Below are 19,176 nucleotides of genomic sequence, written 5' to 3'. Positions count from 1 at the left end.
ACCTGTTCTCCCCGCTCTGCCAGATCGGCAGAGCGGGGAGATGGAGGTCAATCTTTGAGCTGGGATACATCCGTGTAGACGATCGGCTTTGCGATCGCGGCCGAAGACATGCCGTATTTGTCGAGGATGGCCTTGTAGGTGCCGTCGTCAATCAATTTTTGGATCGTGGCAGCAAGCATGGTGGCGGTTTCGGCGTCGCCCTTCTTGATGATGTGGCCGATAGGTTTCTTGTGAAAGACCTCGCCCGTCAGAACGAGTTTTCCCTTGCTGACCTGCGAGTAGTATCCGGCTGACGTAGAGTCATCCAGATAAGCGTCAGCCCGTCCGGTGATGACGGCCTGAACAGTGTCCTGCTGCGACGGATATATATCCTTCTTGAATTCCTGAAGGCCGGCGGTTTTGCACTCCTGGTTCAGCTGATCCGCAGAAAAGTCGGCTGCCGTGCCGGACTGAACCGCGACCGTGCCACCACACAGTGCCGTGCGCTTCGCGTATTTGTCTTTGTTTTCGGGGAGGGTCGAAGCGATGGTGCCGTCCTCCATCCACGCGACGAAATCCGCTTGCTTGAGACGTTCTTCAGTTACCGATGCATTGAGCCAGGCGATCTTGATCCGGTCAGCACTCAAAGACGGAATGAGAGACGTAAATGGGACCTGGTCGATGGTCAGCTCGACGCCAAGTGTTTTGGCAGCTGCCTGAGCCAATTCGACGCTGAGACCGACCTGCTTGCCGCTCTCGTCGATGTAAGAGAAGGGAGCATAAATGGTGGTCGCGATTGGCAATTTGCCGCTGTCCTTCACATAGGCCGGAAGCGGAACCTCGTCTGCGAGCGAAGCAGTTGCGCTAGCCATCAGCACCGCTGTCGAAAGCATTACAGATTTAATGGCAGTCATTTTATGTTCCCTTGTTGCGTTTGTCTTCATCGCCCTGGTTTCGACGCACGTCGGCCATCAGAGATGCAAGTGTGACTTGCCTCTCTGTCCGAACAGTGCGCGAGAACAGGCTTTGTAGGGTGCATCCTCTCTACACCCGCGAAAGGACCATACCGTCTGGTCCCTTGGGCGGCGAATGAATATTCGGCATGGTAATATGAGCCACATTCATTATTATACCGGGCCAAAACGTAAAACGAGGCTCGGATGAGAAGCGATTTCAGTCTTAATCAAATTGACCTGAACCTACTGAAAGTTTTTGATCTTCTCATGCAGGAACGCAGTGTCACTCGCGCCGCAGAGCGGGCTGGTCGAACACAATCGGCGATCAGTCATTCGCTGAATAGGTTGCGCGAGATCTTTGGAGACGAGCTGTTCGTCAAGCATGCCGGGTCAATGAACCCGACTGCTCAGGCCAGAGAATTGGCAGCCGTAATCACGCAAGCGCTGTCCGATATTCAGGGAGTGGTATCCCAACACGTCAATTTCAAACCGAGTGAAAGCCAACGCCAATTTCGAATCGGTGTCACAGACTATACCAGTGCCCTGTATATTCCTGCGCTCCTAGAGGAGTTCAACGCCAAAGCACCTCACGCTCGACTTCGCATCGTGCCGGTATATCTCTATGAGGCTTCCGAATTGCTGAGCGATCCGGATCTCGATTGCGTGTTACTCGGCAATCCTATCATTCGGGAGGCGCATGTGGTCGAAACTATTCTCGCACGACATCAAATGCTCTGCGCCGCCTGGGTAGCGAATCCGGTCATAAAGGATCTGACACTAGAGAAATATCTTGCGATGCCTCATTTGCAAATATCTCCGGATGGCGATGAATCCGGCGTAAGCGATGGGGCACTGAAGGCAATGGGATTGTCACGCCGCGTTGCCGCGACTGTGCCGTACTACATGGTTGCTCCGAAAGTGCTTAAGGGTACACAAATGATTGCAGCATTCGCCGATGGCATGCTGTCACTTTTGGATGAAAGCAGCGAAATAGTGGTCACGCGTCCGCCCTTTGCTCTCCCTGACGTTCGAGTTTCTTTGATTTACGTCCGAGCGAAGCAGACAGACGCAGGGCACATTTGGTTGAGAAGTTGTATTCGCTCGATTGTGGCGGGTTGTGAGGAAAAAAAGAAGGCGTCCCTTCACCAAATCATTGGCCATGGGTAACCTCCAATCGCTCTTGGAGCCAACTCTTCCCAATGACCCAATGCGTGACAAGGTGGGCTCACGAAAAAATGCCCGATATCGCGGATACGGGGCGAAGAGAGGCGACGTTAGCCTCTGGGGAACAGTTAAATGTTTCAAAAGCTGTAGGCGATCAACAAATCCTTGGCATCGATCTGGTCGCCGGCCCTGACCAACACCTCGGCGATCACGCCGTCCTTTTCGGCGTGCAAAGCCGTCTCCATCTTCATCGCCTCGATGGAGAGCAGCACGTCGCCGGCCTTGACCGGCTGGCCGGGGTGAACCGCCACCGTCGAGATGACGCCCGGCATCGGCGCGCCGAGATGGGCGGCGTTGCCGGCTTCCGCCTTGCGCCGGATCGCGGCGGAGGCGCCGCGGTTCCTGTCCGGAACCTTGATCGAGCGCGGCTGGCCGTTCATTTCAAAGAACATCTTGACCATGCCCTTCTCGTCGATCTCACCCTGCGCCTGGTTGAGGATGACGAGCGTCTTGCCCTTCTCGATGTCAGCGAAGAGCTCCTCGCCCGGCGCCATGCCGTAGAAATAGGCCGGCGTCGGCAGCACGCTGACCGGCCCGTACGTCTCCGCGGCCAGCGCATAGTCGGTGAAGACCTTCGGATACATCAGATACGAGGCAAATTCGAAGTCGGTGACCTCGCGGCCGAGCTTCTCCTCGATGGACTTGCGCTCCGCGTCGAGATCGGCAGGCGGCAGCATCGAGCCCGGCACGGCCGCATAAGGCTCCTCGCCCTTCAGCGCCTTCTTCTGCAGAGCTTCCGGCCAGCCGCCCGGCGGTTGGCCGAGATCGCCCTTGAGCATCGAGATGACCGAATCCGGGAAGGCGATGTCCTTCGCCGGGTTCTCGACATCGGCAACGGTCAGGTCCTGGGAAACCATCATCAGCGCCATGTCGCCGACGACCTTCGACGACGGCGTCACCTTGACGATGTCGCCGAACATCTGGTTGGCGTCGGCATAGGCCTGCGCCACCTCGTGCCAGCGGGTCTCGAGCCCGAGCGAGCGGGCCTGCTCCTTCAAGTTGGTGAACTGCCCACCCGGCATTTCGTGCAGGTAGACTTCAGAGGCCGGTCCCTTGAGGTCGCTTTCGAAGGCGGCATACTGGTGGCGCACCGCCTCCCAGTAGAAGGAGATGCGGCGGATCCATTCCGGATTAAGGCCGGGATCGCGCTCGGAGCCGGAAAGCGCCTCGACAATCGAGCCGAGGCAGGGCTGCGAGGTGTTGCCGGAAAGCGCATCCATCGCCGCGTCAACGATGTCGACGCCAGATTCGATCGCGGCAAGCACGGTCGCGGCGGCGATGCCCGACGTGTCGTGCGTGTGGAAATGGATCGGGAGGTCGGTCGCTTCCTTCAACGCCTTGAACAGCACGCGGGCGGCTGCCGGCTTCAGAAGGCCCGCCATGTCCTTGACGGCAATGATGTGGGCGCCGGCCTTCTCCAGTTCGGCGGCAAGCGCCGTGTAGTACTTGAGATCGTACTTCGGCCGGGCGGAATTCAGGATGTCGCCGGTATAGCAGATCGCCGCCTCGCAGATCTTGTTCTCCGCGGCGACCGCGTCCATTGCGACGCGCATGTTCTCCACCCAGTTCAGGCAGTCGAAGACGCGGAAGACGTCGATGCCGCCCTTCGCCGCCTGGGCGACGAAGTATTTGACGACGTTGTCGGGATAGTTCTTGTAGCCGACGCCGTTGGCGCCGCGCAGAAGCATCTGCAGGAGCAGGTTCGGCGCACCTTCGCGCACCATCGCGAGCCGCTCCCACGGATCCTCGGTGAGGAAGCGCATCGATACGTCGAAGGTCGCGCCGCCCCAGCATTCGAGCGAGAAGAGGTTGGGCAGCGCCCGGGCATAGGTGCCGGCGATGCGGGCGATGTCGTAGGTGCGCATGCGCGTGGCGAGCAGCGACTGATGGCCGTCGCGCATCGTCGTGTCGGTCAGTAGCACCTGAGGCTGCGCCTTGACCCATTCGGCAAACTTCTTCGGCCCGAGCTGATCGAGCCGCTGCTTGGTGCCTGGCTGCACGTCGCCGCCGATGAACGGCACCACGGGAGCGGCGATGTCATCATTGGGCTTCGGCCGGCCCTTGGCCTCCGGATGGCCGTTGACCGTGACGTCGGCAAGATAGGTCAAGAGCTTGGTGGCGCGGTCCTGACGCTTCACCTGCTGGAACAGCTCCGGCGTCGTGTCGATGAAGCGGGTGGTGTAGCTGTTGTCGTGGAAGCTCGGATGGCTGATGATCGCTTCCAGGAAGGTGAGGTTGGTCGCCACGCCGCGGATGCGGAATTCGCGGAGCGCCCGGATCATGCGGTGGATCGCCTCGTCCGGGTTCGGCGCCCAGGCCGTCACCTTTTCCAAGAGCGGATCGTAGTAGCGGGTGATCACCGCCCCGGAATAGGCCGTGCCGCCGTCGAGACGGATACCGAAGCCGGTGGCGCCGCGGTAGGCGGTGATGCGGCCGTAGTCCGGAATGAAGTTCTGCTCGGGGTCTTCGGTCGTGATGCGGCACTGCAGCGCATGGCCGTTCAGCCGGATGTTCTCCTGCGAGGGCACGCCCGATTCCGGCGAGCCGATGGCATAGCCGTCGAGGATGTGGATCTGGGCTTTCACGATGTCGATGCCGGTGACGACCTCGGTCACCGTGTGCTCGACCTGGATGCGCGGATTGACCTCGATGAAGTAGAATTTTCCGGAGTCGGCATCCATCAGATACTCGACGGTGCCGGCGCCGATATAGTTGGTCGCCTCGGCGATCCGCTTCGAATAGGCGGCAAGCTCCTCGCGCTGGGCTGCGGTGAGATACGGTGCCGGTGCGCGCTCGACGACCTTCTGGTTGCGGCGCTGGATCGAGCAGTCGCGCTCGAAGAGATGCACGACGTTGCCGTGGGTATCGCCAAGGATCTGGCTTTCGACATGGCGGGCGCGCTCGACCAGCTTTTCCAGATAGACCTCGTCCTTGCCGAAGGCGGCCTTCGCCTCGCGCTTGGCCTCGGTCACCTCGCGGATCAGGTCCTTGGGCTCACGGATCGCCCGCATGCCGCGGCCGCCGCCGCCCCAGGACGCCTTCAGCATCACCGGATAGCCGATCTCTTGCGCCAGCCGCTTGATCTCCTCCGGATCGTCGGGCAACGGATCGGTCGCCGGCACGACCGGTACGCCGATCGAAATCGCCAGGTTGCGCGCCGCCACCTTGTTGCCGAGCTGGCGCATCGTCTCCGGCTTCGGGCCGATGAAGGTGATGCCGTTGGCGGCGCAGGCTTCCGCAAATTCCGGGCTTTCGGAGAGCAGGCCGTAGCCCGGATGAATGGCGTCGGCGCCGGAAAGCTTGGCGACGCGGATCACCTCGTCGATCGACAGATAGCTCTCGATCGGCCCGAGATCGCGGGCAAGGTGCGGGCCGCGCCCGACCTGATAGCTCTCGTCCGCCTTGAAGCGGTGCAGCGCCAGCTTGTCCTCCTCAGCCCATATCGCGACCGTTTTAAGTCCCAGCTCGTTGGCCGCGCGGAACACACGGATGGCAATTTCAGAGCGGTTGGCAACGAGTATCTTGGAAATGGGCATCGCAACTCTTCTTCACAAACGAGGTGGCCGAGAGCAGGCCCCGGCCTGCATGGCTGAGCCTGCTCTCTTCGATAATCGGATGAAGGTATTCGCGCTTAGAGCGCCGCGATCGTTTGAACCTCTACGAGGAACGGTTCCTTCACCAGCCGGTCGACCATCAACAAAGTGTTCGGCGGATATTTCCCGTCCGGGAACATCTTGGGAAATTCACGCAGGCGGAACTCCATGAACTTCGGGATGTCCTGCGAGTGGACCAAATAGGTCGTGAACTGCACGACATTGCTCCAGGATGCCCCGGCAGATTTCAGTGCGGCTTCGACGTTTTTGAAAACCTGCGCGGTCTGGGTGTCAAAGTCACCTTCACCGATGACGTTTCCCGCGGAGTCACCGGAAAGCATTCCGGCGATGAACAGAAACTCGTTCGCCTTTACACGGGTGACATGTGTGTACTGACCCATGGGCGGGCCAAGCTTCTCCGGATTGTAAATATTGATATCGGCCATTCTATACTCCTATCTTCGATGTGCGATGATTATCCGACCGGATTTTCGAGCGTCCCGATTCCGTCGATTTCGACGCGAACGCGATCGCCACGGTTGAGGTATTTCGGCGGCGTGAAGCCGATGCCGACACCGACCGGGGTGCCGGTTGCGATAATGTCGCCGGCTACCAGCGAGATCGAGCGGCCGATCGAGCGTATGAGGGTCGGAATGTCGAAGATCAGGTCGCCGATGCGAGCGTTTTGACGCTGCTCATCATTCACGTGGCAGCGAATGCCCCTCGAAGAAATGTCGCCCATTGCTTCCCGGGTGACGATCGCAGGGCCCATGGGCGCGAAGGTGTCGATACCTTTTCCGAGCAGCCACTGCTTATGGCGCTTCTGCAGTTCACGCGAGGTCACGTCGTTGATGATGGTGTAGCCGAAGACAAAATCCATTGGATCATCGTTCTCGGTGACGCGGCCGGCACGACCGATAATGACAGCAAGCTCGGCTTCGTAGTCCACCGACTGATAGGGATCATTCGCCCACTCGATCGTCGCGCCCGGGCCGATCACCGATGACGGCGGTTTGCTGAAGATGATCGGATATTCCGGAACTTCTGAGCCGCCGATCGATCCCGCGTCGAAGCCACTGCGCCCGAACTCTGCAGCATGTTCATGATAGTTCTTGCCAACGCAGAAGATGTTCCGGCGTGGGGTCGGGATAGGCGCGCGAAGCTCCACCTCGGAGAGCTGCAATACGTTGGCTTTCTCTTGGACAAGCCTCGCGATCTGGGCGGTGTGCTGATCGTAGTTTTCGATCAGATCCTGCATATCTGCTGCGAGGCCTGCCGCAGTAAGATCGACCAGGCGCGAACCGTCATCGACCAAAACGCCGACGGCAGTGTTGCCCCGATGCTGGAACGTAACAAACTTCATCAATTTACTCCTGTCTGAGGGGATGGGTGGGCACCGCGCCACCCACGGGGGATGCGAGCTCGGGGGACTCTTAACGGCGAGCCGAGCGCTGCCGGAGCCGGTCGAGGCAGACTGCCAACAGAATAACGAGGCCGACCGCCAAGGTCTGGAAATAGGCGGACACGCCAATCATGTTCAGGACATTCGAGAGCATCCCGAGCGTGACGACGCCGAAGACCACATGGATCATTCCACCGCTGCCGCCCTTGAGGGCCACCCCACCGAGGACAACGGAGGCTAGGGCTTGCAAGGCGAGGTTAGGTGCCGCAATCGGTTGGGCAGCGCTTGTCCAGGCGGTCACGACAACCGCGCCAATCCCGGCGCAGACGCCGCTCAAGACATAGACGAGCACCGTATAAAACCGGACGTCGACGCCTGAATGCGAAGCTGCCGAAAAGTTCGAGCCCATCGCGTACACGTACCGTCCAAAAACGGTAAAGCGCAGCAGGACCCAACAGCAAGCCAAGACCGCCAGGCCGATCAAAACCATCACCGGGATTCCGGCAAGTGAGGTAAAGCCGATCAGATCGGTATATTCGCCGGGAACGTCATAAATCGGCACGCCGTTCGCCAAAATCAGCGCGAAAGCCTGTGTGATGGAAAGGGCGGATAGGGTGACGATGAGCGGACTTGCCCCTGTCGCGGCGACGACGAAGCCTGAGAACAGCCCACAAAACGCCCCAACAGCAACCATCACGCAGACGCCGGCACCAATACCCAGCTGCGGCATCACGAGGACGCCTGCGACCCCGGCCACAGACAACACGGACGATTGGGAAAGATCTAGCCCGCCGGACATGATCACGATGCCTTGCGCGGCTGCGAAAATCAGCAATGGCGTCAATTGCCGAAGAAGATTGAGCAGGTTGTTCGTTGAAAGAAACCGCGGCTCGATCATCACTGCGACGAGCGCCAGCAATAGTATAAGCAACGGCAACATCAAATCGGCATAGCCGACGTGTCCGAACAGATGCCGCACCTTCGGAGGACCGGCCTGGTTGATACTTTGCGAACTCATAGAACTTCCTCCCTGTCTTTTGCATGTGTCGCGCCAACCACGTCCGCCGAGATCGACGACATGTCGCCGGTGGTCGGGGCGCTGTACGTGCGCACGCACTGTCCGTCGAACATCGTGTGAATGCGGTCGCTGAGGGCGATCGCTTCTTCGAGATCGCTGGACACAAGAAGGATCCCCCATCCCTTGCCAGTGCATTTGCGCAGTAGATTGTGAACGTCCGCTTTTGCGGCGATATCGATTCCGGCCGTCGGCTCCTCGAGCACAAGCAGACGGAGGTCGGATCCGAGCAGCCGACCGATAAGGACTTTCTGCTGGTTGCCGCCGCTCAAGCTCGTAATCGGATCTTTCGCATTTCCGTATCGAACGCCGATTTCCGACAGTTCCTTGTCAGGATCTCCGCCCGTCGGAGCGAGCGTCGCCCGCTGATTGCGGCTGCGAGGACGCAGATAGAGGTTTTCGCTGATACTTCTCGTCGGGAGGATCCCGTTCGCGGCGCGGCCGTTTGGAAGATGCCCTATTCCGAGCCTGCGAGCCCGAACTGGCGTATTGATGGCGATCTTTTGCCCCTCGACTTCCATCGCGACGGATGCGGCATCCGATTCCTGGCCCGACACGATCGATGCAATCCGCTCGCTACCGCAGCCGATGACGCCATAGAGCCCGACGACTTCGCCAGGCGCGACGCGAATTGCTTCGGTGCTACCGTCCAGACGCGGCACCACGAGCGAGAGCAGATCGGCGGTGTCATTGTCGGGATTTTGCACGACCTGGCGCTGCCGATGCGGTGCGGGAATGCCTCCGCCGCCGAGACGCTCAACGATCTGATCGACGGTCTGGCGCCCGGCAATGCTCTCAACGAGAGCGCCGTTGCGAAGCACGGTGACGCGGTCGGCGAGCTCGGCGACTTCTGATACATGATGGGTAACGAAGACGATCGCAGTGCCGTTGGCCTTAAGCTCGCCCATGATCCCGTGCAGGTGTTTGCGCTCGGCCAGACTAAGCATGGCCGAGGGTTCATCGAGCACGAGAATTCTCGGGTTACGCGCCAGGGCCTTGCTGATTTCAACAAGCTGCTGCTGGCCAGGCGGGAGTTGGCCGACTGGCCGCTTGATCTCAATCCTGCCGAGGCCCACCGCTTCCAGAACGCTCTGGCATTGCGACCGCTCTCGCGAACGTCTGAGGACGCGAAGAGGGTTGCGTGTCGGCTCAGCGCCCAGGAAAAGGTTGTCTTGAATGCTCAGGTCCGGCGCCAGCGAAAGCTCCTGGAAAACCATCGCCAAACCGGCTGCTCGCGCTTCGTCAGGAGTAAAAAACGGAACTTCCTTGCCGCCATACCAGAAGCTGCCGGTATCTGGCCGAACAAAGCCCCCACAGATTCTGCCCAAAGTGGACTTGCCCGCCCCGTTTTCCCCGATGATGCAATGAATCTCACCGGGGAAAATATCGATGGAGACCCCCCGGAGCGCTCTTGTCGCTCCGAAGGACTTGCTGACGTCGACTAGTCGCAGGAGTGGTGTCATCAGGGCACCGTCACTGCTTGATGTTCAAGGACCAATCCTTCGGGGGAAGGTCGTAGACATCGTAGCCGTAGGAATCGACGTTCTTCTTTGTGATCACGGCATTGTTGGTGAAGATCGTTGGATAGGCCATGCCCTGCGTCTTGAACTCGTCACCTTTCGAGAGTTTCTCATGATCTCGAATGGCGAACTGCACGATCAGACGGCCCATCAGGATGCCCGGCTCCGACGTGAGCGCCAACAAGCGGTCGTTCTTGATCAACGGCAGTGCCTCGCGGACGATCGTGGCAGAAACCACCTGGGCTTGGATGCCGCTCTGCCGAGCAGCCTGAGCCGCACCCAGTCCCAGCGGTATCACCGGCGTGAAGATAAACTTCGTGTCCGGATTCTTCTGAAGCATATCCGATACCTGGGTGAGGCCCTGCTCCAGCTCAAGCCCGCCGGTAACAGCACCCTTGACCAAGGCTACGTTCGGACACGCTTTCAGGCCTTGCTCGAAGCCATCAAGCCGCAAGCGCGCCCATTCAGCGCCGGCGGGACCCGGTAGGGCAATGGCGCCGGCCTTGTCTGGTCCGGCAGCCGCGCAGATCTCCTTGGCCAGACCGAGACCGATTGCTTCGTCATCCTGCGTGACACCGAAATCGACGTTCTTGCTGTCGACCGGGATGCCCGCAGCAATGACGCCGATGCCCGCATCCTTAAGCCGCTTGAGCTGGGGATCATAGCCTTTGTAAGCAGCAGCGCCGAGCACGACATAGTCGACACCAAGGCTTTGCAAGGTTTCGATCTGCGAGAACTGTTGCGTCACGTTCCCATAGGCGCCGGCGATCGAAATCTGGGCGACCGTGACATTGTTTCGCTTTGCCTCGTCGGCAATCCCGTAGGCGATGCCTTTCCAGAAATCGTCATTGAGGTGAACCAGCGTTACGCCGAGTTTGAGCGGCTTGGTCGCGACGACCGGCTCAACGATTCCGGCCAGCCGGTCGGGCTCCTCGGCCAAGCTGGAATGCGACGCAAAAAGTGATCCAACGACGACAGCACAGGCGATGCGGGCAAAGCTGAGTTTGGATTTCGAAATTCCGGTAACCATAGTAGAACCCCTCTAAGGTGTTGTTATTTTATTGTGGTTGCGGGAACAGCGTATGAGCGGCGGACAACAGCGCGTCCGTTCGCTCAAGCGCCACTGAGTGAGAGCAATTTGCGAGCAGGACGACGTCCGCTTGCGGTATGTGGTCGGCAAGTTTGAGAGTGGTCGCTGGCGGGAACGGTTCGTCCACTCTTCCGTGCAGCATCGTCACTGGACACTTGATACGGGCCAGCACCGACGGGTCGATGATGGCGAGGTCCGCGTAACGCTGCCGGTCGCCGGCAAACATCCGCGAAAAGTAGTCCTTGTAGCTGGGATCCTCGTGGAGGACTTTTACCCGCGCGTCCAGATAGGCGTCGTCAATCAGCGATTTGTCATTGATCAGGAACCCAATCGCTTTCTGCAGATCCGCCCGGGTTTCCGGAAAGGTCCAGCAGGCGACCGTACCTTCGTTGACATTAAATTTCGCTCCCATCGCCCCGGTGGTCAGCACCTGGCCTACGCGGGCTTCGGAAGCAGCGACCTGCAGGGCGAGCGAGGCCGAAATGGAGTGAGCGATGATCCCAACTGTTTCGCCCGGGATCCTTGCCAGCATGGCCTTGCATTGCCGGACCCAAAGATCGAGGTCAAAGAAGGGTTCTGATTTCTTCCGGTCCGACTTTCCAAAGCCAATCAGATCCATTGCATGGACATGATATCGCTCAGACAAGGGCCCGAGGACGCGGCTCCAGTTTCCCAACGTGGATGCGCCGGGACCGGACCCATGGATCATCAGCAAGGGATAACCCTTGCCGCCCTCGATATAAGCGACCCGGTGGCCGTCAATCGAGAACTCTCGGTCTTCGAAATGGGGCATGTGAAGCTCCAGAAACGCCAGCTACGTTCTTGCCGAATGAATGCGTGAACCCGCACCGCACTTGTCCCGGTGCGGGTTGCTGTTATCGGCAAATCGATGGATGAGTGCAGTTAAGCTGCAGCGTCGTAGGCGATGTAGCCCATGCCGCAGATCCACTCGACGACCGGCTCATAACCGATCACATCGGCCTTGGACCCGCCCATGGCGCCCATCACGGCCATCCAGTTGAGGATCTCGTGACCACCGTGTCCGCCACCCTCTTCGACGCTTTCGAACGTGCAGTTCCGAAGATAATCGGTGTCGCCTCTTCCGAAGGCATCGATGATTTCGCGGTCCCAAGCCGCGTTGACCAGGGGGTGCTGATGGCGCAGCGGCCACTGCATTTTGTCGGCCATTTCGATCTCGTAGGCGGCCAGGTCGGAATAGAGCGTCGGATCTTCCTCCGCGACGTGCTTCCCCTCGCTTTGATAGCGCTTCATACGCTGGAGGAACTGGTCGTCTTCCGGCGCACCTTCGGTCCAGACGGGAGGCCAATGCGACAGCCCGCCGGTCGCCAGGAACGCAACCCGAAGGCCGGCCGGCAGTTCGCGTTCAATGATATCGCGCACCGCTGCACCCATGTCGTATGCACGCGCCATGCTCGGGAGCGGCGGCGAGAATACGTTCGTGTAGATCGGAATGACAGGAATGTCGTATTGCGGTCGGATCAGCTTCCACGGCACAAGAAGGTTGTTGCCGTATTCGATCTCGCCCATGCGAGCTGCGTCGAAGTTGCGCTTGATGAGCCCACGAAGCAATGTCTCCGCATGCTCGACATTGCTCTCGATCACGACTTTCTCGTCGAACTTGAGAGCTTCCATCATATAGTCGGCGGGACCGCTATGGGACGCCGAGATGCCGACGGCAAAGGCCGGCATCATCTTGCGAAAATGGTTTTCGAAATGGTCGTCCAGGAAGGCGATGATCAAGTCGGGGCGTGCCGCGTCGAGACGCCGAGCGCATTCCTGATGGGCTTCGTGGATGCTCTTTTTTACCGCTTCGGATGGCGCGTCCGCCCATCCAAGGACGCCGGGGGCATGGGACATGCTCAGGGCGCAGACAACTTCAGCCATTAACTTCCTCCTCATTGATGCGTTCGTTCAGCCGGTCAACGGCCCGACGACGCGGTTTGTCGGCGGCGAATAGGCGCCAACTTAATCTGCATGTCTTTCGGATACAGAATACGGGATTCAGGATACATACGTGACAAGCGATTGCAAGTGGTTTATGGTTGCAGATAACGATTTGGTCAGACGGGCGAGCTGACGCGCGAAAATGAGGAAGACGGCCGATGTGCATGTTCCCCTCCGGCTTGTGACCTGCAGACCCGAGGAACTGAGTTTTCGGGAGGCGTAGCCGCGCCTGCCGAAATGAACGTTAAAGGATGAATACGAATGGTTTCAGAGACCGGTCCGAAGCGCCAAATGCAGAGATCCAAGCTCTCTTCCCAGCTATACTCGATGGTCAAGAACGACATTCTGCAAGGACAGTTGCTTCCAGGTAGTCCCATCTCGGAAGAAGCACTGGCCGAAACCTACGGTGTCAGTCGCTCTCCGGCCCGCGAGGCGCTGGCGGAACTGGAGCGTGCCGGGCTTACCCAACGCTCGGGAATGCGGGATCGGAAGATAACGGTCCCAAGCCTTGAGATGATTCGAGAGAAGTTCGAACTGTGGTGGATCGTCGATGTGGGACGGACCTACCTCGCCTCGCTATCGGCGAGTGAAGACGACGTCGACGAGCTTGAGCGATATGCCGAACAGATGGCCACCGCCGTCGAACAGAACGATGTCAGGACCTATAAGAGCGTCTCCCATAAGTTCCACCTCAAGATCCGGCATTCTTGCCGTAATGAAGCGGTGAACGAAGTCGGGCGCGACTGCGATGTTTACCTGGACTGGTTCGAGAACCTGTACGACCGCTACCCGGAGTGTTCGATGGTCATCGTGCAGGAGCACCGGTCCATTCTGGATGCTTTCAAACGCCGTGACCTGGCAGGCTTGTCCGAAACGATAAGAAACCACATCGAGCGGCAGCGTGACCGGATTCTAGAGCACTTCCAGGCCGCACAAGAAAAACCGAAGACACGGTCAAAGCTGTCGGCTCGACAGCCTGCCTCCTAAACTTCAAACGGCTGCTGCCTTAGCCGTCCAAGACATCTTGCGAGACTCATTTGCCGCTACAAAGCTGACCGGCCGGTTTCGGCCGTTGATAGCGACCTTCCCGCCTTCCGCAACGGGACGAGCGGCCACTTCCTTGCCGATGCCTGAACCCGCCGCCGGTGATGGCGGCTACCTTGCCTTCAAATCGCATATTGATCTCTGTTTCTCTATCTATCGATAGAGAGGATTTTGGCAAAATGAGCGAAACAGCCGAAGCAATCATGGACGCCGCTGAGGAGCGTATCCGTCAAGCAGGCTATAGTGGCTTCAGTTTTCGGGAAGTCGCTGCGGATATCGGTGTTAAGAGTTCGAGCGTCCACTATCACTTCCCGACCAAGAAGAAGCTCGCAGCGGCAGTCGCCCGCCGTTACACCGACCGCTTTCTGGATGCGGTGGATCAGAAACAGGCTACGGGCAACGACATCGTCACAGCCTGGCGGCAGGTCTTCCGCGATGCCTTGCACCGCAACGGCAGGATCTGCCTCTGCGGCGCCATGGGAGCAGTGTCCCACGACCTGGCCGGGGAAGTGAGGGAAGAAGTAAAACGGTTCTTCGTGCTCGGAATCGAAACGCTCACGCGAGGGGGCTGGGCCGCGACACCGCCGTGCGGGTACTTGCTACCCTCGAGGGCGCGATGTTCACCGCCAACGTCCTCGACGATCGTTCGATGTTCGAGAGCGGAACAGCCGCTCTCGTACAGGCCAGTCTTCCTCGGGCGTCATTGGCAGTTGTTCGACATAAATTGGCATATTGTCAAAATACAGCCAGCGGCAATCCCGTATAATAGCCGAAATGGGCGCTGATGCGTGCCCGATCCTGGTTTGAGGAACCTGCCATGACCCACATCGACAGCCGTGGCCTACCACTCTCGACGACATCCAATCTCGCGGCCGAACACTACCGGGAGGGGGTCGACCTGCTCCTCTCGGCCTGGCCGGGTGCGGCAGAGGCTCTAGACGAGGCCATCGCAGTTGATCCGGATTTTGCTCTTGCACATGCGGCACGCGCGCGCCTGCATGCCGTCCGCACCGAACTCGCAAGCGCTAAGGCGAAGATCGCGAAAGCCGAAGAGATCGTCTCCCGGTACGGGACCGAGAGGGAGCGAAGCCATGTCCAGGTCCTCTCGCTTGCCATCAACGGGCAGGCGGCGAAGGCGCTGGAGCGAGCTCTCGACCACGCCGACCGCTGGCCGCGCGACATCCTTATCCTTTCATTGCCTCTTGGCGCCTTCGGACTCTTCGCCTTTTCCGGCATGTCCGACCACGACCAGGCGCGTGTGGATCTTTGCGAACGTCATGCGCGCCACTTTAACGGCGACGATTGGTGGTTCCTCACGTATCTGGGCTGGGCGCATGCCGAGAACGGAAACGTAACCCACGGCCGAAAACTCACCGAGCGCGGCTACGAGCTCAGGATCGACAATGCAAATGCGGCACATGCGCTTTCACATGCCATGTATGAAGGCGGCGCGGGCGAGGACGCCGAGAGGCTGGTCGCGAACTGGCTGCCCCGCTACGACCGCGCTGGCATCCTTCACGGCCACATTGCCTGGCACTCGGCGTTGGGCGCCCTGGAGCGGGGTGATCCCGAGCGAGCACTTGCGATCTACGAGAACTACATCCAGCCGTCGGTTACGGCCGGTATGCCGGTCAACGTGGTCAGCGACACGGCCTCTTTCCTGTGGCGGCTCCAGGCCTACGGTCACACGGTGCCGGCGGGGCTGTGGGCGGCGGCGGCAACCTATTCCGGGGAATATTTCCAGAAGGCCGGCTTCGCCTTCGCGGATGTCCACATGGCCATAATCGCGGCGGCAGTCGGCGACAGGGCTGCAGTCGAGCAGCGTGTGCAGGTGTTGACTGGCTTGATCGATGCCGGAGCCTTGGCCGCGGGGCCAGTCGTACCGGCGATCTGCCGCGCCGCCTTGTCCTTTGCGGAGGAGGATTACGCAGGCTGCGCCCGTATCCTGGAGCCGGTCGCAGTCGACGTCGCGCGCATCGGCGGCAGTGGCGCCCAGCGCGAGATGATCGAAGACATGCTCCTCCTCGCCCTCATGCGGAGCGGCGAAGCCGCGAAGGCCCGTGCGCTGCTCGACCGCCGCCTTCATCGTCGCCCATCACCGCGCGACACGCGCTGGCACGGCCTGCTCGCAGCGTAAAGATCCCTATGTCATATGCGAGCAGCAAGGTTGCCACCGGACCCCCGGGTCGAGCGAGTGCGGAATCTCGACGTCGCGAAGTTCGCGACCGGTCACCCACTCGTTCAGGTGCTTCACGGATCCAACAGCGTCGGAGACGCAAAGGCCTATCTGGAAAGCGCGCTGTTTAACGACGATGTCGTCGAGGTCTGAAGCCGCTTCTGGCTGCCGCCGCGGAAGTCCGCATCTACGCTGTGGCCTAGACTAAGCCCAGCCCGGTTGTACTGGAGGGCCCGGACACCGGCCCTCACTCTTCACGAGGAGCTGTCCCTTGTCACAATCCATTCTGATCGTTGGAGGCGGACTTGCAGGCCTGAGCGCGGCCCGGTTCCTCCATCAAGCCGGCCTCGGCTTTCAGCTTCTTGAGGCCCGTGAGCGCCTGGGCGGACGCATTCTCTCCGTCGACTGCAGCGGTGAACCATCAGGCGACGGCTTCGATCTTGGCCCGTCGTGGTTCTGGCCTGACATGCAGCCCGAGATGGTGGACTTCGTCCACCATCTCGGGCTGAACTATTTCGAGCAGAACAGCGACGGCGACGTGATCTTTCAGCGGATGTCCCGCGAAGCTCCTCAGCGCTATCGCGGAATGCGGCAGGAACCGCAGGGCATGCGGCTCGTCGGGGGCATGGGAGCGGTCATATCGACGCTTGCCGAAACCCTGCCCGCACAAAGCATTCAACTGAATGCCCGCGTCACGCATGTCTCGCTCGACGGCGAAGGCGTCGTTGTGCAGTACGTCGATGCGAGCGGGTCGTCCCATAAAGAGCGGGCGTCGCATGTCCTGTTCGCACTGCCGCCGCGTCTCATCGAGGCAAAGGTTTTGTTTTCGCCATCGCTCGATTACGCGACAGCCGAGCGATGGCGGCAGACCCCGACCTGGATGGCGCCGCATGCCAAGTTCTTCGCACTCTATGACCGCCCATTCTGGCGCGACGCCGGCCTCTCGGGAACGGCGCAAAGCTTGGTGGGGCCTTTGGCCGAGATTCACGACGCGACAACCGCCTCGGGCCGAGCCGCACTGTTTGGCTTCGTCGGCGTCCCGGCCGGTGAGCGCGCATCTGTCGGACGCGATGCAATCGTCACCGCTTCGATTCAGCAACTCGCCCACATGTTCGGGCCGGAGGCCACCAGTCCCCGCGCGACATTGTTCAAGGACTGGACGGACGACCCGTTGACTGCAACTGCGGACGACAGGCAGGCCGGTGGCCATCCCACCCCCGATCGACGGCCATGGGTCAACGGAAAATGGCGCGATTACATTTCGCTGGCCGGGAGCGAAACCAGCATCAGTGAACCTGGTTACCTGGCCGGTGCGGTCGAAGCCGCCACCCGGATCACAAACGAACTCGTCGGCAGACTGAGCAAGGTCGAGACACACACATTCACGGCTTTCACCGAAGCATCCCAGACCGTGGGGAATTGAAATCATGAAAACTACCTATCGAGCGATGCAGGTCACTACACGCGGTCGCCTGGAACTGGTGGAGCGGCCAACGGCGAAGCCAGGGGTGAATGAGGTGCTGATCGCCGTCGAAGCCTGCGGTATCTGCGGCGCCGATGCCAGCGATATCGACCGGGCTGATCCGGCGCTTGAGCCGCCTCGTGTTTCCGGTCACGAGGTCGTCGGCCGCATCGCAGCACTGAGTCCCAACACGCCGTCGATCTGGAAGGTGGGGCAGCGCGTCGGCGTTGGCCGTCTGGGCGGTCTTTGCAACGAATGCGGCGAGTGCCGGCGAGGACGTTTCAACCTTTGCCGCAACCAGCCCATTGTCAGGTCTTCCTGCGACGGCGGCTGTGCCGAGATGATGATCGCGCGTGCAACAGGCCTTGTCTCTATCCTGGACGAATTGTCGTCAGAAGAAGCGGCACCCATCCTCTGCGCGGGTATCGCCACGTTCAATGCCTTGAAAAAATCGGGCGCCGAAGCAGGCGACACCGTCGCCATTCTCGGAATCGGAGGCCTCGGCCACATGGCGCTCCAATATGCCCGCAGGATGGGATTTCGGGTGGTGGCGGTAGGTCGAGGCGAGGATATCGCCACCGATGCAATGAACCTGGGCGCGCATCGCTACATCGACATGGAGAGCGAAAACGCCGCAGATGTGCTGAACGGGTTGGGCGGCGCGAAAGCGATCCTGACCACCACCGGCAATTCGACAGCCGTTACCGCGCTGATGCCCGCGCTTCAGCCGGAGGGGCGTCTGATCGTGCTTGGCGTCGGCAAGGATCCACTGCCGGTCTCGACGGGCTACCTGGTGGGGGCTGAACGGGGCATTATCGGCTCGATCACCGGCTCCCTGTATGAGAACGAAAAGACGCTTGATTTCAGTGTGCTTGCGGGCGTCAGGCCTATGATCGACACCATGCCGCTGGAGAAAGCCCAGGAAGCTGTCCAGAAGATGAGATCCCGGGACGCGAAGTTCCGGATCGTGCTGACGATGGGAGACCAGACCAATGCGCATCAATGAAGACCTGACGAAACCGGTTATCGTCCATTCGGCCAAGCTCGACTGGGTCGCCAGTCCGTCCGCCGGCGTCGATCGCCACATGCTCTATCGCGTCGGCGGCGAAGTTGCGCGCGCCACCACGATCGTGCGCTATGCGCCGGGAAGCGCCTTCCCCCGCCACGTCCATAGCGGCGGCGAGGAAATCCTCGTGCTCGAGGGCACGTTCCAGGACGAACACGGTGACTATCCCGCAGGCTGCTACTTCCGCAACCCGCCCGGTACCTCCCATGTGCCGGCGTCGAAGGATGGCTGCACGATCTTCGTGCGTCTCTGGCAGTATCGGGATGGCGACCGCACGCAGATCGTTCGCCAGCCTGGCGAAGGTGAGGCAGCACCCTTGCGCGATGGAGCCGAGGCAGCGCGGGTCCTGTTCGACGACGGGAAAGAATGCGTATCGATCGAGCGCTGGCGGCCCGAGGCCACCGTGACGGTCGAAAATCGCCGCGGTCTCGAACTCCTCATGCTTTCCGGTAGCCTGACAGTTGGCACCGAGCAACTGGAAGCGCACAGCTGGGGACGTTTGCCCGCTGGCCTGCCGCTTGAGGCGATGACCGGCCCCGAGGGCGCCGAGATCTGGATCAAGGACGCCGCCCTTCAGCACGCCGACGTGCTGCAGATGCCGGCCTGACCAAGCTCTGATTTTGG

Annotated in this window: 17 protein-coding genes; 8 read left to right on the top strand and 9 right to left on the bottom strand. The window is 60.3% G+C overall.

The annotated features are described in order from the left end of the window. Positions 1–47 precede the first annotated feature (47 nt). Entirely contained in the window at positions 48–893 is an 846-nt protein-coding gene (locus tag QA637_RS28950) for an ABC transporter substrate-binding protein (protein ID WP_283067872.1), read from the bottom strand. Between the two features lie 246 nt (positions 894–1,139). On the opposite strand from QA637_RS28950, the gene QA637_RS28945 reads away from it, so the two are divergent. Further along, positions 1,140–2,102 (top strand): LysR family transcriptional regulator, encoded by a 963-nt coding sequence (locus QA637_RS28945; protein ID WP_283067870.1) that lies wholly within the window; start codon positions 1,140–1,142, stop codon positions 2,100–2,102. Between the two features lie 134 nt (positions 2,103–2,236). On the opposite strand, the gene pyc is transcribed toward QA637_RS28945, so the two are convergent. The 8 genes from pyc to QA637_RS28905 form a co-directional block, all read right to left on the bottom strand. Continuing rightward, complete coding sequence (gene pyc / locus QA637_RS28940; RefSeq protein ID WP_283067868.1) at positions 2,237–5,695, bottom strand: pyruvate carboxylase; 3,459 nt, start codon at positions 5,693–5,695, stop codon at positions 2,237–2,239. 95 nt (positions 5,696–5,790) lie between these two features. Beyond that, positions 5,791–6,198: a RidA family protein gene (locus tag QA637_RS28935; RefSeq protein ID WP_283067866.1), complete on the bottom strand. Its 408-nt coding sequence runs from the start codon at positions 6,196–6,198 to the stop codon at positions 5,791–5,793. A gap of 29 nt (positions 6,199–6,227) precedes the next feature. Further along, the gene (locus QA637_RS28930; protein WP_283067864.1) at positions 6,228–7,115 is read right to left on the bottom strand and encodes a fumarylacetoacetate hydrolase family protein; all 888 of its coding nucleotides are present in this window, start codon (positions 7,113–7,115) and stop codon (positions 6,228–6,230) included. A 70-nt stretch (positions 7,116–7,185) separates the two neighbouring features. Continuing rightward, positions 7,186–8,094: an ABC transporter permease gene (locus tag QA637_RS28925; RefSeq protein WP_428843193.1), complete on the bottom strand. Its 909-nt coding sequence runs from the start codon at positions 8,092–8,094 to the stop codon at positions 7,186–7,188. Positions 8,095–8,168: 74 nt separating this feature from the next. Then, the gene (locus QA637_RS28920; protein WP_283067860.1) at positions 8,169–9,692 is read right to left on the bottom strand and encodes a sugar ABC transporter ATP-binding protein; all 1,524 of its coding nucleotides are present in this window, start codon (positions 9,690–9,692) and stop codon (positions 8,169–8,171) included. 10 nt (positions 9,693–9,702) lie between these two features. Continuing rightward, positions 9,703–10,779 (bottom strand): substrate-binding domain-containing protein, encoded by a 1,077-nt coding sequence (locus tag QA637_RS28915; RefSeq protein WP_283067858.1) that lies wholly within the window; start codon positions 10,777–10,779, stop codon positions 9,703–9,705. Between the two features lie 28 nt (positions 10,780–10,807). Further along, positions 10,808–11,632, bottom strand: coding sequence for an alpha/beta fold hydrolase (locus QA637_RS28910; RefSeq protein WP_379937340.1), 825 nt, complete (start codon positions 11,630–11,632; stop codon positions 10,808–10,810). A gap of 110 nt (positions 11,633–11,742) precedes the next feature. Then, the gene (locus QA637_RS28905) at positions 11,743–12,744 is read right to left on the bottom strand and encodes a DODA-type extradiol aromatic ring-opening family dioxygenase (RefSeq protein ID WP_283067856.1); all 1,002 of its coding nucleotides are present in this window, start codon (positions 12,742–12,744) and stop codon (positions 11,743–11,745) included. A 321-nt stretch (positions 12,745–13,065) separates the two neighbouring features. Between QA637_RS28905 and QA637_RS28900 the strand changes: the two genes are divergently transcribed. The 7 genes from QA637_RS28900 to QA637_RS28870 all read left to right on the top strand — a co-directional run bounded on the left by QA637_RS28900 (position 13,066) and on the right by QA637_RS28870 (position 19,159). After that, positions 13,066–13,791: a GntR family transcriptional regulator gene (locus QA637_RS28900; protein WP_283067855.1), complete on the top strand. Its 726-nt coding sequence runs from the start codon at positions 13,066–13,068 to the stop codon at positions 13,789–13,791. Between the two features lie 236 nt (positions 13,792–14,027). Beyond that, on the top strand, positions 14,028–14,633 hold the full coding sequence (locus QA637_RS28895) for a TetR/AcrR family transcriptional regulator (protein WP_283067853.1): 606 nt from the start codon (positions 14,028–14,030) through the stop codon (positions 14,631–14,633). A 32-nt stretch (positions 14,634–14,665) separates the two neighbouring features. Further along, on the top strand, positions 14,666–15,985 hold the full coding sequence (locus tag QA637_RS28890) for a tetratricopeptide repeat protein (RefSeq protein ID WP_283067851.1): 1,320 nt from the start codon (positions 14,666–14,668) through the stop codon (positions 15,983–15,985). Between the two features lie 57 nt (positions 15,986–16,042). Then, positions 16,043–16,177, top strand: a complete 135-nt coding sequence (locus QA637_RS28885) for a hypothetical protein (RefSeq protein WP_283068075.1) — start codon at positions 16,043–16,045, stop codon at positions 16,175–16,177. Positions 16,178–16,295: 118 nt separating this feature from the next. Continuing rightward, complete coding sequence (locus QA637_RS28880; RefSeq protein ID WP_283067849.1) at positions 16,296–17,447, top strand: flavin monoamine oxidase family protein; 1,152 nt, start codon at positions 16,296–16,298, stop codon at positions 17,445–17,447. 4 nt (positions 17,448–17,451) lie between these two features. Continuing rightward, entirely contained in the window at positions 17,452–18,492 is a 1,041-nt protein-coding gene (locus QA637_RS28875; protein ID WP_283067847.1) for an alcohol dehydrogenase catalytic domain-containing protein, read from the top strand. Continuing rightward, a complete protein-coding gene (locus QA637_RS28870) occupies positions 18,479–19,159 on the top strand; it encodes a cupin domain-containing protein (protein ID WP_283067845.1) in 681 nt (226 codons plus the stop codon). The genes QA637_RS28875 and QA637_RS28870 overlap by 14 nt, the downstream gene beginning before the upstream one ends. Positions 19,160–19,176 lie beyond the last annotated feature (17 nt).

The organism is Sinorhizobium terangae (assembly GCF_029714365.1).
GTDB classification, from domain to species: Bacteria; Pseudomonadota; Alphaproteobacteria; order Rhizobiales; family Rhizobiaceae; genus Sinorhizobium; species Sinorhizobium terangae.
This window is presented reverse-complemented; position numbering and strand designations above follow the sequence as displayed.

Coding starts and splice junctions, on each gene's coding strand:
- QA637_RS28915 (WP_283067858.1), bottom strand. CDS start 10,779: ATGGTTACCGGAATTTCGAAATCCAAACTCAGCTTTGCCCGCATCGCC.
- QA637_RS28925 (WP_428843193.1), bottom strand. CDS start 8,094: ATGTTGCCGTTGCTTATACTATTGCTGGCGCTCGTCGCAGTGATGATC.
- QA637_RS28945 (WP_283067870.1), top strand. CDS start 1,140: ATGAGAAGCGATTTCAGTCTTAATCAAATTGACCTGAACCTACTGAAA.
- QA637_RS28895 (WP_283067853.1), top strand. CDS start 14,028: ATGAGCGAAACAGCCGAAGCAATCATGGACGCCGCTGAGGAGCGTATC.
- QA637_RS28910 (WP_379937340.1), bottom strand. CDS start 11,632: ATGCCCCATTTCGAAGACCGAGAGTTCTCGATTGACGGCCACCGGGTC.
- QA637_RS28950 (WP_283067872.1), bottom strand. CDS start 893: ATGACTGCCATTAAATCTGTAATGCTTTCGACAGCGGTGCTGATGGCT.
- QA637_RS28905 (WP_283067856.1), bottom strand. CDS start 12,744: ATGGCTGAAGTTGTCTGCGCCCTGAGCATGTCCCATGCCCCCGGCGTC.
- QA637_RS28920 (WP_283067860.1), bottom strand. CDS start 9,692: ATGACACCACTCCTGCGACTAGTCGACGTCAGCAAGTCCTTCGGAGCG.
- QA637_RS28900 (WP_283067855.1), top strand. CDS start 13,066: ATGGTTTCAGAGACCGGTCCGAAGCGCCAAATGCAGAGATCCAAGCTC.
- QA637_RS28930 (WP_283067864.1), bottom strand. CDS start 7,115: ATGAAGTTTGTTACGTTCCAGCATCGGGGCAACACTGCCGTCGGCGTT.
- pyc (WP_283067868.1), bottom strand. CDS start 5,695: ATGCCCATTTCCAAGATACTCGTTGCCAACCGCTCTGAAATTGCCATC.
- QA637_RS28875 (WP_283067847.1), top strand. CDS start 17,452: ATGAAAACTACCTATCGAGCGATGCAGGTCACTACACGCGGTCGCCTG.
- QA637_RS28935 (WP_283067866.1), bottom strand. CDS start 6,198: ATGGCCGATATCAATATTTACAATCCGGAGAAGCTTGGCCCGCCCATG.
- QA637_RS28890 (WP_283067851.1), top strand. CDS start 14,666: ATGACCCACATCGACAGCCGTGGCCTACCACTCTCGACGACATCCAAT.
- QA637_RS28870 (WP_283067845.1), top strand. CDS start 18,479: ATGCGCATCAATGAAGACCTGACGAAACCGGTTATCGTCCATTCGGCC.